We start from the raw sequence: 16,284 nt of genomic DNA, 5'->3' as shown, positions 1-16,284 counted from the left end.
GAATCCACGGCCTGCGCTCAGCGCTGCCCGAACAGCTTGGAAAAGCGCTGCAGCGTCTGCTCATGCTGGACCGGCGTGGCCGCGCCTTCCTGCGGCAGCAGCTTCAAGTCCTTGAGGAGCGGACGGTCGCTGCCGACGTCGTCGCGCGCCGGGATCAGCCAGGCGTCGGCGACGATCTTCTGCCCTTGCGGCGAGAGCACGTAGTCGACGAAGGCGCGCGCCTCGTTCTGCGCGCGCGAGGTCTTGAGGATCATCATCGGGCGCGGCGCCACCACGGTGCCGCCGGAGGGGAAGATCACCTTGATCGATTCGCCGCTGACCACGGCGCCATAGGCCACGTAGTCAACCGCGCCGAAGACCGCCGACTTGGCGCCCTGCAGCACGGGATTGAGCGCCTGCGCGTTGGGCCCGAGCACCACCATGCCGTTGCGGTGCAGGTTCTCGAACAGGGCGTCGGCCTGCTTGCCCAGGCGCGCCTGCAAACCCAGCAGCAGGTCCAGCGTGGCGCCCGACAAGGCCGGGTCGGGCATGGTGACCTGGTTGCGGTAGGCCGGTTGCGCCAGGTCGCTCCAGTCGCGCGGCTCGGGCAGGCCCGAGCGCATGTTCCAGACGATGCACAGGGCGGACACGCCCTGCGCGACATATGCGGGCGTCTTCAGCATCGCCGGCACGTGGGCGGCATTGGGGCTCTCGTAGTTGAGCAGCCAGCCGCGCTTGTCGAGGTCGCGCGCGGTGTCCCAGGAGGCCGAGATCAGCACGTCGGCGTGCGGATTGTCGGCCTCGGCTTCCAGCCGCGCCATCACCTTGCCGGTAGTCGCCTGGAACAGGTCGACCTTGATGCCGGTCTTCTTCTCGAAGCCCTGCGCCAGTTTCTTGCCCAGGCTTCCGGGTCCGGCGGTGTAGACAGTCAGTGCGTTTGCGTGCTCCGCCGCGAACCCAAAAGATAACGACATGGTGAAAATGAATAGGATGCTAAAACGTTTCATTATATTGACTCCCGGATCGAAGTGAAGCGTGGGAAATCCGTCCCTGCTTCAGGGTGACGACCTGATGCGCCAGCGTCTCCGCCTCTTCGCGATCGTGCGTCACGTACACGGCGGTGGTGCCCAGCTGCGCCAGCAATTCCCCGATCTCGCGGCACAGGCTCACGCGCAGGTCGCGGTCGAGATTGGAGAGGGGCTCGTCGAACAGCAGGATCCTCGGCTCGGCGACGATGGCGCGCGCCAGCGCCACGCGCTGCTGCTGCCCGCCCGACAGCGCCGAGATGCGCCGCCGGCCGACCTGCTCCAGGCCCACGCGCGCGAGCGCGGCGGCGACCCGCCGCTCGCGCTCGGGCTTGGCGACCCTGGCCATCTCCAGCGGAAACGCGACGTTGCCGGCCACCGTCATGTGCGGCCACAAGGCATAGTCCTGGAACACCATGCCCAGTCCGCGCCGCTCGGGAGCGACGCAGAACTGGGCATCGGCCACCAGCTCGCCGCCGAAGCGAATGCTGCCGGCGCCGGGTTTCTGCAAGCCGGCCAGCAGCTTGAGCAAGGTGCTCTTGCCGCAGCCGGACGGCCCCAAGAGAGCCAGCGTGGTGCCGCCGGGCACGTCGAGGTCGATGCCCGACAGCACGGCCTGGGCGTCGAACGCCAGTCCCAGGCCGCGTACCGAGATCGACGTGCCGGCCGATGGTTTCTTATCCAGTGCGATCATCTCAGAAGGTATGGCGGATACCGATCTGCGTGCCGAACTGGTTGCGTCCGGCCACCACCGACGAGGCGAAACCGTTCAATCCAAGATCGGCGCCGCCGCGGTTGATGACATAGCCGGTGTTGATATACAGGTCGGTGCGCTTGGAGAGGAAGTAGTCAACATCCACCTGGAACGACATCGGCGCCAGCTTGCTGCCGTAGAAGTTCTGGTACATCGCCGTCCCCGACCACAGCAGGTTGGGCGTCATGTGATACGTGCTGCCGAGCCAGAACAGGCTGGACGCCTGCACCGGTCCCTTGGTCAGCGCGGTCAGGTGGATCGCCCTGGAGTTGAGGTAGCGGTAGCCGCCGAACAGGTCGACCTCGCCCATCTTGTACGACATGCCCAGGCCGAGGCGCCGGTCGGTGTTGCCCTCAAAGCCGCCCACCGCAGTGGTCATGGCCGCCGCCGGGTTGGTGCTCTGGCCGTTCTTCTGGTCGTACACCAGGGTCGCGCTGAAGTCGCCGCCGTCGTACAGCACGCCGGCTTCCATCACGCGCCCCTTGAGATTGTCGCCCGCGCCCTGCGCGCCGTAGGCGACGCTGTCGTAACCCATGCTGTATTGCAGGACGGTGGTCACCGGGCCGAACTTCTGCTGGTAGCGCAGTGTCTTGTCGAGCCGGTCGGAGAAGGCCGGGTCCATCATCTTGATGGCATACACGGCGTTGTTGAGCGGGTTGAACTTGCTGACCCAGTCCAGGAACAGGCCGCCGATGCGGCCCACCGAGACGGTGCCGTAGTCGCTGTTGGCCAGGCCCACGTACGACAGTCGGCCGAACAGGCGATTACCCTGGAGCATGGCGCCGGTGTCGGAGGCGAAGCCGCTTTCCAGCAGGAAGAACGAGGAGCTGCCGCCGCCCAGGTCTTCATTGCCGGTGATGCCCCAGCGCGAGCCGGACATGTTGCCGGGCGTCATGCGCGTGACGGTGGCGGTCTTGCCGTTGACGACGGCGGCATTGCTCAGGTACTCGATGCCGGTGTCGACGATGCCGTACAGCTTGACGGACGTCGACGGGATCTGGGATTGGGCGGAACTGAGGGATGGCAGCGCGAAGCAGGCGGCCGCAAGGCAGCCGGCCGCACCAAGGCGGTGGAGAGCGTTCATGAATTGTAGGTCCTCTTTGGGATTAGATGGGTACGCGACCGACGGTCACGTGGCCGAGAGTATCGGGGCTAAATATTTCAGCGCCGTGAATGATTTATGTCAGTTCGATGACATGCGCTCGCCGCGACGGGCATGGGAGACCGGCGCAGCGCGGCTGCCGGTACGGGGCCGCTATAGTAAAATCGGCGCCGATTTCCAAGTATGAGAGGATTCATGATGAGGATACGCGACGCCCTTCCCGGCGATGTGCCGGGCATCGCCGCCATCTACAACGATGCCGTGGCCAATACCACCGCAATCTGGAACGACGCGCAGGTGAGTCACGAGAACCGGCTTGATTGGCTCAACGCGCGCCGGCAAAGCGGCTACCCGGTGCTGGTCGCCGTAGCCGAGGACGACGCCGTGCTCGGCTACGCGTCCTTCGGCGACTGGCGCGCCTTCGACGGCTATCGCCACACCGTCGAACATTCGGTCTACGTGCACAAGGAACAGCGCGGCGCCGGCATCGGCAAGGCGCTGATGCAAGTGCTGATCGCTCGCGCGCAAGACCTGGGCAAGCATGTGATGGTGGCCGGCATCGAAGCCGGCAATAAAGGCTCCATTGCCCTGCATGAAAAGCTGGGCTTCGCGCACGTCGGCCACCTGCCTCAGGTCGGCACGAAATTCGGCGAATGGCTGGACCTGGCCTTCCTCCAGCTGACGCTGGACCAGCGCGCCCGTCCGGGCGCCTGAATCGATCCGGCCGGCGCCGGATCGCCTCCCTTCAAGCCTGCCGCAATCCAAGCTGGCTCAGGCTCTTGCCGTTGCGACAACGATTTCCTGCCGTGGCCGCGCAAGGCGCCCGCGGCAAGCCGCAAAAGCGCGCCGACGGTAAAATAGCGCTGCATTTCATTTCACCGGTTTGCCCCCGGGCAACCCCGCAGCGCCGCCGTTTCCCATGTCACTCGATCCATCCACCATCCTCATCCTCTCCACCGCCCTGGCTGCGGCCGCAGCGCTTTATCTGGCGGTGGAATGGAACACCGTGCGCGAGCGTTCATTGCTGCTCTGGAGCGCCGGCTTCGCCGTCATCACCGTAGGCTGCGTGCTGGCGCTGCTGCGCTCCAGCGGTTTCCTGCTGATCGGGATCTGGTTCGCCAACGGCCTGCTGATCGGCGCGCACTGGCTGTTCCTGGCCGGCGTCGCCTGGTTCACCCGCACCCGCATGTCGCGCGCCTGGTGCCTGGTCGTCGTGGCCTGGCTGGCGGTGTTGCTGCTGCCCGGCGGCCCATGGTGGTCCAAGGTGATGCTGAGCATCCAATCGCTGATGATCGCCGGCATCGTCCTGCGCGCCAGTTTCCTGTTGCGCCCGCACGGGGTTTCGCTGAGCGTGGGCGCGGTGCAGCTGCGTTATGTGCTGCTGGTGCACGGCCTGTTCTACGGCGCCAAGGCCGTCTCCACGCTGGCGCTGAACAGCTCGGTCGACCTCGCCGCCTTCCGCGGCGCGGTGATCCAGATCTCGCTGGTGGAAGGGGCCATGGCGATCATGCTGATCGCGCTCTCCATGACCGGCACCGAGCGGCATCGGCGCGAAGAGCGCATCGAACAGCTGGCCGCGCGCGATCCGCTCACGGCGCTGTACAACCGCCGCGCGCTGGACCGGCGCGCGCCCGGGCTGCTGGCCCAGGCCAGCGCCGCCAGCCCGGGCGCCCTGCTGCTCATCGACATCGACAACTTCAAGCAGGTCAACGACCTGCACGGCCATATCGCCGGCGACAAGCTGCTGGTGACCCTGAGCGAGATGATCCGCGACGCGCTGCCGCGCGGCGCCCTGGCCGCGCGACTGGGCGGAGATGAGTTCCTGATCCTGCTGCGCGAGGCCTCCGACGACAGCGCGACGGCGCTCGGCGAGGGCTTGCGCAAGACGTTTGCGGAGATGGCGAAGGAGACGTTCCCCACGCCCGACGCGGTGACGCTGAGCATGGGCGGCGCCCTGTTCAGCCAGGCGCCGGCGGACCTGGCGGCATTGATCGCACTGGGCGACGCCGCGCTGTATGAGTCCAAGCGCGCCGGGCGCGACAAGTTCAAGCTCACGCCGGCCGCCTGAGCCGATCCCCGCTGCGGCGGTCCGGCCCGGCGAGCCCCTGGCTCAGCCCTTGCTGGCGCCGAAGGTCAAGCCGGCCACGAATTGCTTCTGCATCACGAAGAACAGCAGCACCGACGGCAGCGCCGCCAGGATCGAGCCGGCCGAGACCAGGTTCCAGGCGGTGGTCCACTGTCCGCGCAGCGCGGCCACCCCGACCGTGATCGGCGCGACGTCGTCGCCCTGGGTCAGGCACAACGCCCAGAAGTAATCGTTCCAGACGAAGGTGAACACCAGCACCGCCAGCGCGGCCAGCGCCGGCCGGATCAGCGGCAGCACGATGCGGTAGAACACCGTCCATTCGCCGGCGCCTTCGATGCGCGCCGCCTCGATCATCTCGAAGGGCAGCTGCTTGATGAAGTTGCGCAGGAACAGCGTGCAAAAGCCGGTCTGCATGGCGATGTGGAACAGCATCATGCCGGTGATGGTGTTGAACAGTCCCAGCGACAGCGACAGGTCGCGCACCGGGATCATCAGGATCTGCTGCGGCACGAAGTTGCAGGCGACGAAGGTGGCGAACAGCAGCGTGTTGCCGCGGAACTTGTAGGTCGACAGCGCAAAGCCCGCCATGGCCGCCAGCGCGATGGCGCCGATCACCGAGGGAATGGTGATCAGGCAGCTGTTCCAGAAGTAATGCAGCATCGGCGACGCGGTCAGCGCCTCGCGGTAGTTCTCCAGCATCGCAAAGTCGCGCGGCCAGCCCCAGTAGTTCCCCTCCATCAATTCGTCGTTGGAACGGATCGAGGTCACCAGCGCGGTAAGCATCGGCAAGAGCCAGACCAGCAGCGCCAGCGGCAGCGTCAATTGATAGAACAGGCGATTGAGCGGCTTCCACTTCTCGATGGGCGTCGGAAACATATGGCCCCTCCTAGCTTTCCGCGCGCAGCATGCGGCGCAGTTGATAAACGATATAGACCAGCATGATGGCGAACAGCGTCACCGCGATCGCCGCCGAATAGCCTTGCCGGTAATACTTGATGGCCTGGTCGTAGGCGTAGTAGGCCAGCACGGTGGAGCTCTCATAGGGACCGCCGCTGCTCATGACCGAGATCAGGTCGAAGCTGCGCAGCGCGCCGATGATGCTGACCACGAAGGCCATGAAAGTGGTTGGGCGCAGCTGCGGCAGGATCACATGGCGCAGCATGCTCCAGCCCTTGGCGCCTTCCATGCGCGCGGCCTCGACCTGGTCGTTGTTGATCGCCGTGAGTCCGGTGAGGAACAGGATCATGCAGTAGGCCGTCTGCGGCCAAAGGGCGGCGAAGATGATGCCGAAGGTGGCGTAGCGGGCGTCGCCCAGCACCGGGATGCCGTGCCCCAGCAACAGCGACAGCAGGCCGAAGCCGGGATCGTAGAACCAGCTGAAGATCAGCCCCACCACCACCCCCGAGAGCACGAAGGGCGCGAAGAACAGCGCCTTCACCACGCGCATGCCGCGCACCTTCTGGTTCAGGTAGAGCGCGATGGCCAGGCCCATGGGCGGGGCCAGCAGGAACATCAGCAGCCAGGCCAGGTTGTTCTTGAGCGCGGTGTAGAAGGTGGGCGCGTGCAGCAGCTCGATGTAGTTGCCCAGGCCGATGAAGCGCGGCGCGGTCATGCCGTCCCAGTTGAAGAAGCTGAGATAGATGGTGTAGGCGATCGGGTACAGCACGTAGACCAGCGTCATGGCGCAGGCCGGCGCCAGGAACCACAGCGCGGCGCGGTTCCTGCGGGCGGCCGCGCGCCGGGCCGATGCGGCGGGCGCGGCGGAAATCTCGGCGGCGCTTCCCTGGGCCGTGAGGGCAGGCGTTTGCACTGGCATGGCGGATGAACTCCCGTTTGCGGATGAACGCATGGATAAGATGCCGCGGCCGGGCGGGACCACATCCCCGCCCGGCGTCGCGGCGCACGGTCAGGACTTCTTGTAGATGCGCTTGCGGCTCTGCTCAAGCTCGTTGAGCACGTCGTCGATCTTGCTCGGGTCGCTCACGAACTTCTGCATGCCCTTCATGCCCTCGTCGGCCATTTCCTTGGTCATGTCGCGGTCGTAGAACTGGGCGATGCCGCCCTTGGCGTTGGACAGGATCTGGAATCCGATGCGGGAGATCGGCTCGCTCGGCTCGGGCGACTTGCTGTTGGCCGGCAGCGATCCCAGGCCCTCACCCAGCTTGGCGCTGATGGCCGGCGTGCCGACGAAGGCCAGGAAGCGGCGGGCGTCGGCCTTGTTGCGCGCCTTGCTGGGGATGTGGATGGACTCGGTCGGCCCCTCCTCGGCGGTCGGCACGCTGGGGTCGACGATGGGGAACTGGAAGTAACCCATGTTGGCCGCCATCTTGGCCGGGAAGCCCTTGGCGATGAAGGTGCCCATCAGCATCATGGCGGCCTTGCCCTGGAACAGGAAGGGCTGCGCGCCGTCGAGGTCGTAGGAGAGCTGGTTGTCGATGAAGTACTTGTTGTCGAGCAGCGTCTTCCAGGCGCTGTAGACCTTCTTGACGCGGGCGTCGGTGTAGGGCACCTCGCCGGCCATGAGTTGCTGGTGGAAGGCGTTGCCGTTCAGGCGCAAGTCGAGATAGTCGAACCAGCCGGCCAGGGTCCAGGAGTCGCGCCCGCCCACGGCCAGCGGCGCGATGCCGGCAGCCTTGAGTTTCTTGCAGGCCTCCAGGAATTCATCCCAGGTCCTGGGCTCGGCGGCGATGCCGGCGGTCTTGAAGATGTCCTTGCGGTAGAACATGCCCCAGGAGTAGTACACGGTGGGCAGCGCGTATTGCTTGCCCTGGTAGGAAGAGGCCTCCTTGGTGGAGGCGTAGGTCGCGTCCCAGTTGTTCTTCTTCCAGTCCTCGCTCACGTCTTCCAGCAGGCCGCGGCTGGCGTAGAAGGCCATGCGCTCACCGTTGTGCCAGTTGATGATGTCCGGCGCCTGGGTCGACAGCCAGCCCGGCAGCTGCACCTTGTAAGCCTCTTCCTCGACGAAGGAGACCTTGATCTCGACGTCGGGATTGGCCTTCTTGAATTCATCCAGGGTCGATTGCCAGACCGTGCGCTGCACGGCGCCCTTATAGGCGATGTTGACTGCCAGCGTGCCGGCCGCGGCCGATGCGCACGACAGCGACGATATGGCGGCCGTCGCGAGCAGGCCCGCCAGGGTGCCCATGCGAATCATTTTGCTCATGCTTGTCTCCGAATAGTTTTTTCAAAAAAAGATCGTTCGCCAGTGCTTTTTCCACAGGTTCTTGCCGCCTGTTTGAGCGTCGCCCGCGGTGTGCCGTTCCCACCCGCGCCGCGGCCGTGCTTCCTTCCAGAGTGTGCTTCCGTTATTCCTGCGCGCCGCGGTAGATGGCCACGCCCTGCGGCGGCAGCTCCGGTCCGCCGACGATGAAATCGGCCCCGGCCGCCTGCGGCAGCGTCACCGCCGCGTCGGCGTAATTCAGCGCGAACGTCAGGCCGCCGCGGCGTTGCAGGCGCAGGCCATCGGCCAGGCGTTGCGGCGCCAGGCCGGCGGCCGCGGCCACCTGCTCGAAGTAGCCGGCGGTGAAATCGGCGTCGAAGATCGCGGCCAGGTAGTGCATGCGCTGGTGCTTCAGGACGGCGGGGTGGCCGTCGGCGAAGCGGGCCAACGTCTGCACGCCGGCGTCGTCGGACTCGACCAGGTCGCGCCAATGCGCCGCGCGCCCCTTGAGTTCGCCCAGTTGCACCGGCTCGGTGACCTGCGGCCGCAGCGATTCGACCCGCCACACGCGGATCGGCAGGATGGATTGCAACGCGCCCGGCGGCAGCGTCGGTGGGATCTGCAGCGAGACCGTCTTGGAGCCGCTGCGCGGGCCGAACACCACCTGCGCGCCGCTCTTCTCCAGGCGCGCCGGCAGGTCGTCGGGGATCACCGGCAGCGGCGGCGCCACGATCATGGCGTAGCCGTCCAGCGATGCGTCCAGCGGCACGATGTCGACGTCCAGGCCGAGCGAGCGCAGGGCCGAGTAGTAGTCGAAGGCGAAGCGCGCGTACTGGAAATCGGCGCCCTGGTAGTGGATCTCGAAGAGCCACTTGGCGCTATAGTCGAACAGCAGCGCCACCTTGCCGCGCGGCTGCGCCAGCGCGCCGGCGGCATGCTCCACGCGATCGATCTCCTGCGCCACCCGCTCGGCCTCGACGCCGCCGACGTCCAGGCGATTGTCGGGACGGTTCAGGCCGGCGTGCATCTGCTCCTGGGCGAACGGCACCTGGCGCCAGCGGAAGTACGACACGCAGCCGGCGCCGTGGGCAAAGGCTTCCCAGCTCCACAAGCGCACCATGCCCGGCAAGGGATGCGGATTCCAGTGCGCCCAGTTGACCGGGCCGGGCTGCTGCTCCATCACCCAGAACGGCTGGGTCGACATGCCGCGATACAGGTCGTGGTTGAACGAGGCGAAGTCCGGATGCCCGGTGCGCAGCCAGCGCGCCTTTTCTTCGGGCGGGAACCACATTACTTCCAGCGCGCCCAGCGGGTAGCTGTCCCAGCTGGCGACGTCGAGGTCGGCCGCCACCGGGTAGTGGTCGAACTCCAGGAACATCTGCATGAAGTTGTGCACCATCACCCGGCCCGGTGAATGCGCGCGCAGGATATCGACCTGCATGCGGTTGTAGCGCGCCACCTCGTCCGAAGCGAAGCGCTGATAGTCCAGGCGATGCGAAGGATGCGCCTCGGTCACGGTGCCGATGGGCGCGTCGATCTCGTCGAAGCTGCGGTATTCCATGCTCCAGAACACCGTGCCCCAGGCTGTGTTGAGCGCGTCGATAGTGCCGTAGCGCGCGCGCAGCCAGCCGCGGAAGCGCCGCTGCGCCGAGGCCGAGTAACTGACCACGGTCTGGTGGCAGCCGTATTCGTTGTCGGTCTGCCAGGCGGTGACGGCCGGGTGCCGGCCGTAGCGCTCGCCCAGCAGGCGCACGATGCGCTGCGACTCCTCGAAGTAGGAGTCCGACGAGAAATCGTAATGGCGGCGCGAACCGAAGGCGCGCTGGCGACCATTGGCGTCCACCGCCAGCACGTCGTCGTGGCGGTCGATGAGCCACTTGGGCGGGGTCGCGGTGGGCGTGCACATCACCACCTCCAGGCCTTGCGCCGCCAGCGTCCCGATGGCGCGGTCCAGCCAGTCCCAGCGCAGGTCGCCCGGCGAAGGTTCGATGCGGCTCCAGGCGAATTCGCCGATGCGCACCTGCTTGATGCCGAGGGCCTTCATGCGTTTCGCATCGTCTTCCCACATCGTTTCGGGCCAGTGTTCGGGGTAATAGCAGACCCCCAATCGTATCGACATTGATGCCTCTCCTCTTGGTTGCAAGTGATGAGCGGACGCCGGCGTCAGGCCGCCGCTGCCAGGCCGCGCCGGGCCTGCGGACGCGCCAGCGTGACGCCGTCTTCATCGAACAGGTAAGCGCTCTCCGGCGCCACGCCCAAGCGCAGGCGATCACCGCGCCCGACCTGGGCGTTGCCGGGCGCCTTGGCCACCAGCGGCTGGCCCTCGGGCTGATCCAGGTGCACATAGGTTTGTTCGCCCAGGCGCTCCACCAGTACGACTTCGCGCGTCAGTCCGGGCGATGCGCCATCGGCCAGATCCATGTGCTCCGGCCGCACGCCCAAGGTCAGGCCTTGGCCGGGCTGCACGCCCTCGCCGCTGGCGAGCACCTGCAGGGTCTCGCCGGTGGCCGGCAGGCGCACCGTGATGCGATCCGCCTCCACGGCGAGCGCCTGGGCCGGGATGAAATTCATGCGCGGCGAGCCGATGAAGCCCGCCACGAAGCGATTGCGCGGCTGGTGGTACAGCTCCATGGGCGTGCCGACCTGGGCGATGCTGCCGAAGCGCGCCGTATCCGCGCCCGCGTGCAGCAGCACGATACGGTCGGCCAGCGTCATCGCCTCGACCTGGTCGTGCGTCACGTAGACCACGCTGGCCTGCTCGAACTGGCGGTGCAGGCGCGCGATCTCGATGCGGGTCTGGCTGCGCAGCGTGGCGTCCAGGTTGGACAGCGGCTCGTCAAACAGGAACACGCCGGGCCGGCGCACGATGGCGCGGCCGATGGCCACGCGCTGGCGCTGCCCGCCGGACAGCTCCTTGGGCTTGCGCTGCAGCAGCTCCTCCAGCTGCAGCGCGCGCGCCGCTTCCCTCACCTTGCTCTCGATCTCCGCCTTGGGCAGCTTGGCCAGCGTCAGGCCGAAGCTCATGTTCTCGTAGACCGTCATGTGCGGGAACAGCGCGTAGCTCTGGAACACCATGGCCACCGAACGCTGCGCCGAGGGCACGTCGTTCATGCGCTTGTCGCCGATCAGCAGGTCGCCGGCGCTGAGGTCTTCCAGGCCCGCGATCACGCGCAACAGGGTCGACTTGCCGCAGCCCGAAGGGCCGAGGAACACGCAGAACTCATGCTCGCCGATGGCGAGGTTGACGTCGCGAATCACCGGCGGCGCGTCGCCGTAGGCTTTCTGTGCTGCACGCAAGCTAATGCTGGCCATCGTCTGTTCCCAAAAGAATGAATCACGGCACGCGGCGCCTGGGCCGCCGTCAGTCAGCCGGCTGCGGCAGCCGGCCGGCAAGGTTCCCGGGAGGGCCGGCATGGAGCGCCGGGTGTCCGGGAAGGCAAAAAGGTTAAGCGCTTAATCAGCTCGTTCAAAAAAAAACGCAACGGCTGAGTTTCTTGATCGCAATGCTGTTTGTCTCCACATCGTTGTTCTGATTGTGAGGCCGGTTCCGGCTTGTTGTTGCGTCCGATCATACGCATCTTATTTTGGCGGCGCAATAGTCTTTGCACCTTCCATCGTCCTCGCGCGGCGCACCTGCGCGCGTTGACAAGGCCGGCGATAGAGGATTGAATGCGAAGGCCTTCCACTCCCACTGCCCATGACCACCCTATCCGAAGTCGCCCGTCTGGCCGGCGTCACCTCCGCCACCGTCTCGAATGTCCTGCGCCAGCGCGGCAAGGTCGGCGAGCAGACCAGGCTGCGCGTGCTGGCGGCCGTCGAGGAACTGGGATACCGGCCGCACCTGACCGCGCGCGCCTTGGCCGAGGGCCGCGCGCCGACGCTGGCGCTGATGGTCTCCAGCATCGCCAATCCCTTCTATCCGGAGTTCGCGCTGGCCGCCGAACGCGCGGCGCGCGCGCACGGCCGCTTCCTGATCGTCTGCAACACCAACGATGACCCGGAGACCGGCCGCGCCTACCTCGAACAGATTGCCGGCACCCTGTCGGACGGCGTGCTGATCATGAACGCCAACCTCTCCATCGACGAGCTCAGGAAAGCCCAGCAGCGCGGCGCCCCGGTGGTGCTGTGCATGTGGGAAAAACCGGATGCGCCGCCCGAGCTGCCCTGCATCGCGGTGAACTTCCACGAGGCCGGCGCGATCGCCGGGCGCCATCTCATCGGGCTGGGCCATCGCCGCATCGGCGCCCTGGTCGGCAGCAAGAAGGGCGGCATCCACGCCGAGCGCTACCAGGGTTACCTGGACGCCTGCGCCGACGCCGGCTTCAGGCATCCGCAAAACCGCACGCGCTTCATCGCCGATACCGTGGAAGCCGGCTACCAGGCCACCATGTCCATGCTCGCCTCATCTCCGCAACTGACCGCCATTTTCGCCAGCAACGACCTGCCTGCGCTGGGCGCCATGAACGCCATCGCCGACATGGGATTGAACGTGCCGCGCGACATCTCGGTGATCGGCATCACCGACATCCAGTGGGCGCGCGTCTCGCGCCCGGCGCTGACCACGGTCGCGGTGCCCACCGCCAGCGCGGCCGAGATGGCCATCGACCTGCTGCTGGCCCTGATCAACCGCAGCAGCGCGTCGTCGCCGATGCGGGTGACGGCGACGCCGCAGCTGGTCGAGCGGGCGTCCACGGCGATCGCGCGCGAGGCTTGAGGACGACGGCGCGACGCCTTATTCGAGCTTGAACTTCCCCACCAGCAGCGCCAGGTTGCCGGCCTGCCCTTGCAGCGAATCGGCGGCCGCTGCGGCCTGCTCGACCAGCGCCGCGTTCTGCTGGGTGGTCTCGTCCATCTGCGTGATGGCGCGATTGATCTCGCTCAGTCCGCCGCTCTGCTCATGCGTGGCGGCGGTGATCTCGGCGACGATGTCGGTCACGCGCCTGACGCTGGCCACCACCTCGGTCATGGTCGAACCGGCGCGCTCCACCAGCTGGCTGCCGGCGCCGACCTTCTCCACCGAATCGTCGATCAGCGCCTTGATTTCCTTGGCGGCGGCGGCCGAGCGCTGCGCCAGCGAACGCACCTCCGAAGCCACCACCGCGAAGCCGCGGCCCTGCTCGCCGGCGCGCGCCGCTTCCACTGCGGCATTCAGCGCCAGGATGTTGGTCTGGAAGGCGATGCCGTCGATCACGCTGATGATGTCGGCGATCTTGCGCGAGCTCTCGGTGATGCCCTCCATGGTCTGCACTACCTGCCCCACCACCTCGCCGCCCTGGCTGGCGATCTCGGAGGCCGACACCGCCAGCTGGTTGGCCTGGCGCGCGTTGTCGGCGCTCTGCTTGACGGTGGAGGTGAGCTGCTCCATGGCCGAGGCGGTTTCTTCCAGCGAACCTGCCTGCTGCTCGGTGCGCGAGGACAGGTCGAGGTTGCCGCGGGCGATTTCCTGCGAGGCGGTGCCGATGGTGTCGGTGCCGTGGCGCACTTCGCTGACGATGTCGCGCAGGCTTTCATTCATGGCGCGCAAGGCCTCCATCAGGCGGCCGGTCTCGTCGCGGCTGCCGGCGCGGATGCGCACCGTCAGGTCGCCGCGCGACACGCGCTGCGCCACCTCCACCGCTTCCCTGAGCGGCCGCGAGACATTGCGCCCCACCACCAGCGCCAGCGCGAAGGCGATCAGCACCGCCGCCCCCAGCAAGCTGAAGATCAGCACCTGGGCCACCTTGTACACGTGACTGGCGGCCTGGTCGGCGCGCGCGCTGCCGGCGCCGTTGGCTTTCACGATCGCCTCCAGGTTGGCGACCATGCCGCGGAACAGTTTGCCGGAATCGCCGTTGAAGAGCGCGCGCGTCTCGTCGTATTGCTGGTTGGCGGCCATCTCGGCCAGTTGCTTGTCCAGCTCCATGTAGGCGGCGTAGCTCTTGCTGAACTGCGCGTATTGCGCCCGCTCCTCCGGCTCCGAGATGCGCTGCTCGTAGGCGGCGCGCTGGCGCGCCAGGATGTCGGCGCGCGCCTTGATCGCCTTGTTAGCGGCGTCGCGCTCGGACGGCTGCACCGCCGTCACCAGCTCCAGCTCGGAGATGCGCATGAGCGGCAGCGAATTCTGGATCTCGCGCGCCGCCTCGATGGAAGGCATCCATTTGCTGACGATCTCCGAGGAGGCCTTGTTCACTTCTTTAAGCCGGCTGACCGAGAACAGGCCCAGCATCACCGTCAGCACGATCACCACCGTGAAGGAAAACGCCAGCTTGCGCGCCATGTTCAGATTGTGGAACCAGTTCATGTCTGCCTCGAATCCCTGTTTATGATGTTTTTTAGGGCCGAATATTAATTAGTCGAGGGATGTCTTTCCAATGAATTAAATCGCTCGGCCCATGCGCTAATTGATATCAATGCGGCCACCGGCAAGCGCCGCCGGCATGCATGCGAAGCCCGTACGCAGCGGGGCGGGCCGGATTGCGATACGACAATGGACATCGCACGCTCCCCCGGCCCCTCCGGCCATGCCCCACGGATTGCGCGGGATTATTCGGCGTTTTTAGGGTAAATTCATGCGTTCAAACAACATGAACACATGTTCACCACTCAAGGGACGGGGGAAACCGGTGAAGCTCAGGACGAAAATCATTTGGCTGTGCGCGACCACGCTGGTCGGCATTCTGGTCATCGCGATGGTGTCGCTCAATACCTTGAAGCGCACCATGCTGGAGGAACGCGAAGCGCAGCTGTCGCTGCTGGTGACGCTGGCCAAGGCGGCGTCCGAGAAATCCTACGCGCAGGAGCAGGCCGGCAAGCTCACGCGCGAACAGGCGCAGGCCCAGGCCAAGCTGATCATCGGCAGCCTGGCCAAGGAGCAGAACTACTTCTTCGTGCGCGGCTATACCGATGACTTCAACTACGTCCACCCCAATCCCAAGCGCGTGGGCATCCAGGACAAGACCGCGAAAGAGGATGGCGACCGCTACCGCGCGGCGCTGGCCGGCAAGGAGATCGGCCTGCTGACCGCCGAGGGCACACGCCCCAACACCACCGAGAAGGTGCTGAAACTGTACGCCGTGACCAGGTTCGCGCCCTGGGACTGGACCATCGGCTTCGGCGCCTACATCGACGACATCAACCAGGCGTTCTACCGCAACGCGCTGATCCTGTTGCTGATCGGCGCCGTGCTGATGGCGGCCATCGCCACCATGGCCGCCTTCATGCTGCGCTCCATCCTGCGCCAGCTGGGCGGCGAGCCGGCCAAGGCGGTCGGCATCGTCGAGCAGATCGCGCAGGGCGACCTCTCCATCGCCATCGACCTGCGCGGCAAGGACAGCCACAGCCTGCTGCGTTCGATCGAAACCATGCGCGGCAGCCTGTCGGGCATCGTGCACGGCGTGCGCAACGGCACCGACACCATCAGCACCGCCTCGGCCGAGATCGCCGCCGGCAACCTCGACCTCTCCTCGCGCACCGAGCAGCAAGCCGGCTCCCTGGAGGAGACCGCCTCGGCGATGGAGCAACTGACCTCGATCGTGCGCCAGAACGCCGACAACGCGCGCCAGGCCAACCAGCTGGCGATCTCGGCCTCGGGCGTGGCGGCCAACGGCGGCACGGTGATCGACCAGGTGGTCGGCACCATGGCCGACATCAACAGCGCTTCGACCAAGATTTCCGACATCATCGGCGTGATCGACGGCATCGCCTTCCAGACCAACATCCTGGCCTTGAACGCCGCGGTGGAAGCGGCGCGCGCCGGCGAACAGGGGCGCGGCTTCGCGGTGGTGGCGTCTGAAGTGCGCAGCCTGGCCCAGCGCAGCGCGCAGGCGGCCAAGGAGATCAAGGCGCTGATCGAGGATTCGGTGAGCAAGGTGGACAACGGCTCGCACCTGGTCGAGCAGGCCGGCCGCACCATGCAGGAAATCGTCTCCAGCGTGCGGCACGTGGCCGACGTGGTGGCCGAGATCAGCGCCGCCAGCCAGGAACAAAGTTCCGGCATCGAGGAAGTGAACCGCGCCATCGCGCAGATGGATCAGGTGACCCAGCAGAACGCCGCGCTGGTGGAGCAGGCCGCGGCCGCCGCGGCGTCGATGCAGGATCAGGCGGCGCAGCTGGCCCAGCTGGTCAGCGTTTTCCAGCTGCCGGCGTCCGGCGCGGCGGCGCGGATCGGATAAGGAGGATGGCGGCCGACGGCCGGCACGC

At 66.6% G+C, this 16,284-nt stretch carries 13 protein-coding genes; 4 read left to right on the top strand and 9 right to left on the bottom strand.

What is annotated here, in order from left to right; genetic code table 11:
* Nucleotides 1–17: 17 nt before the first annotated feature.
* Genes Herbaro_RS02635 through Herbaro_RS02625 form a run of 3 tightly spaced genes read right to left on the bottom strand, consistent with a single transcriptional unit; the run spans nucleotide 18 to nucleotide 2,842 of the window.
* Complete coding sequence (locus tag Herbaro_RS02635) at nucleotides 18–953, bottom strand: ABC transporter substrate-binding protein (RefSeq protein WP_275012293.1); 936 nt, start codon at nucleotides 951–953, stop codon at nucleotides 18–20.
* 19 nt (nucleotides 954–972) lie between these two features.
* Nucleotides 973–1,698, bottom strand: a complete 726-nt coding sequence (locus Herbaro_RS02630; RefSeq protein WP_275012292.1) for an ABC transporter ATP-binding protein — start codon at nucleotides 1,696–1,698, stop codon at nucleotides 973–975.
* Between the two features lies 1 nt (nucleotide 1,699).
* Nucleotides 1,700–2,842 (bottom strand): porin, encoded by a 1,143-nt coding sequence (locus Herbaro_RS02625; RefSeq protein WP_275012291.1) that lies wholly within the window; start codon nucleotides 2,840–2,842, stop codon nucleotides 1,700–1,702.
* 216 nt (nucleotides 2,843–3,058) lie between these two features.
* On the opposite strand from Herbaro_RS02625, the gene Herbaro_RS02620 reads away from it, so the two are divergent.
* Nucleotides 3,059–3,574, top strand: coding sequence for a GNAT family N-acetyltransferase (locus Herbaro_RS02620; RefSeq protein WP_275013945.1), 516 nt, complete (start codon nucleotides 3,059–3,061; stop codon nucleotides 3,572–3,574).
* A 205-nt stretch (nucleotides 3,575–3,779) separates the two neighbouring features.
* Complete coding sequence (locus Herbaro_RS02615; protein WP_275012290.1) at nucleotides 3,780–4,928, top strand: GGDEF domain-containing protein; 1,149 nt, start codon at nucleotides 3,780–3,782, stop codon at nucleotides 4,926–4,928.
* A 42-nt stretch (nucleotides 4,929–4,970) separates the two neighbouring features.
* On the opposite strand, the gene Herbaro_RS02610 is transcribed toward Herbaro_RS02615, so the two are convergent.
* The 5 genes from Herbaro_RS02610 to Herbaro_RS02590 form a co-directional block, all read right to left on the bottom strand.
* A complete protein-coding gene (locus Herbaro_RS02610) occupies nucleotides 4,971–5,822 on the bottom strand; it encodes a carbohydrate ABC transporter permease (RefSeq protein WP_275012289.1) in 852 nt (283 codons plus the stop codon).
* 10 nt (nucleotides 5,823–5,832) lie between these two features.
* Complete coding sequence (locus Herbaro_RS02605; RefSeq protein ID WP_275012288.1) at nucleotides 5,833–6,762, bottom strand: carbohydrate ABC transporter permease; 930 nt, start codon at nucleotides 6,760–6,762, stop codon at nucleotides 5,833–5,835.
* A gap of 90 nt (nucleotides 6,763–6,852) precedes the next feature.
* Nucleotides 6,853–8,109, bottom strand: a complete 1,257-nt coding sequence (locus tag Herbaro_RS02600; protein ID WP_275012287.1) for an ABC transporter substrate-binding protein — start codon at nucleotides 8,107–8,109, stop codon at nucleotides 6,853–6,855.
* A 142-nt stretch (nucleotides 8,110–8,251) separates the two neighbouring features.
* The gene (locus tag Herbaro_RS02595; protein WP_446719323.1) at nucleotides 8,252–10,219 is read right to left on the bottom strand and encodes a beta-galactosidase; all 1,968 of its coding nucleotides are present in this window, start codon (nucleotides 10,217–10,219) and stop codon (nucleotides 8,252–8,254) included.
* Nucleotides 10,220–10,269: 50 nt separating this feature from the next.
* Nucleotides 10,270–11,418, bottom strand: a complete 1,149-nt coding sequence (locus Herbaro_RS02590) for an ABC transporter ATP-binding protein (RefSeq protein WP_275012285.1) — start codon at nucleotides 11,416–11,418, stop codon at nucleotides 10,270–10,272.
* Nucleotides 11,419–11,803: 385 nt separating this feature from the next.
* On the opposite strand from Herbaro_RS02590, the gene Herbaro_RS02585 reads away from it, so the two are divergent.
* Nucleotides 11,804–12,820, top strand: a complete 1,017-nt coding sequence (locus tag Herbaro_RS02585; protein WP_275012284.1) for a LacI family DNA-binding transcriptional regulator — start codon at nucleotides 11,804–11,806, stop codon at nucleotides 12,818–12,820.
* Between the two features lie 18 nt (nucleotides 12,821–12,838).
* Here Herbaro_RS02585 and Herbaro_RS02580 read toward each other — a convergent pair whose 3' ends face one another.
* The gene (locus tag Herbaro_RS02580) at nucleotides 12,839–14,386 is read right to left on the bottom strand and encodes a methyl-accepting chemotaxis protein (RefSeq protein WP_275012283.1); all 1,548 of its coding nucleotides are present in this window, start codon (nucleotides 14,384–14,386) and stop codon (nucleotides 12,839–12,841) included.
* 283 nt (nucleotides 14,387–14,669) lie between these two features.
* Between Herbaro_RS02580 and Herbaro_RS02575 the strand changes: the two genes are divergently transcribed.
* Nucleotides 14,670–16,256, top strand: coding sequence for a methyl-accepting chemotaxis protein (locus Herbaro_RS02575; RefSeq protein WP_275012282.1), 1,587 nt, complete (start codon nucleotides 14,670–14,672; stop codon nucleotides 16,254–16,256).
* The last annotated feature ends 28 nt before the right edge of the window (nucleotides 16,257–16,284 follow it).

It is taken from the genome of Herbaspirillum sp. WKF16, assembly GCF_028993615.1.
Lineage (GTDB): Bacteria > Pseudomonadota > Gammaproteobacteria > Burkholderiales > Burkholderiaceae_D > Herbaspirillum.
Note: the sequence above shows the minus strand (reverse complement) of the source record. Positions and strands in the feature narration are given on the sequence as shown.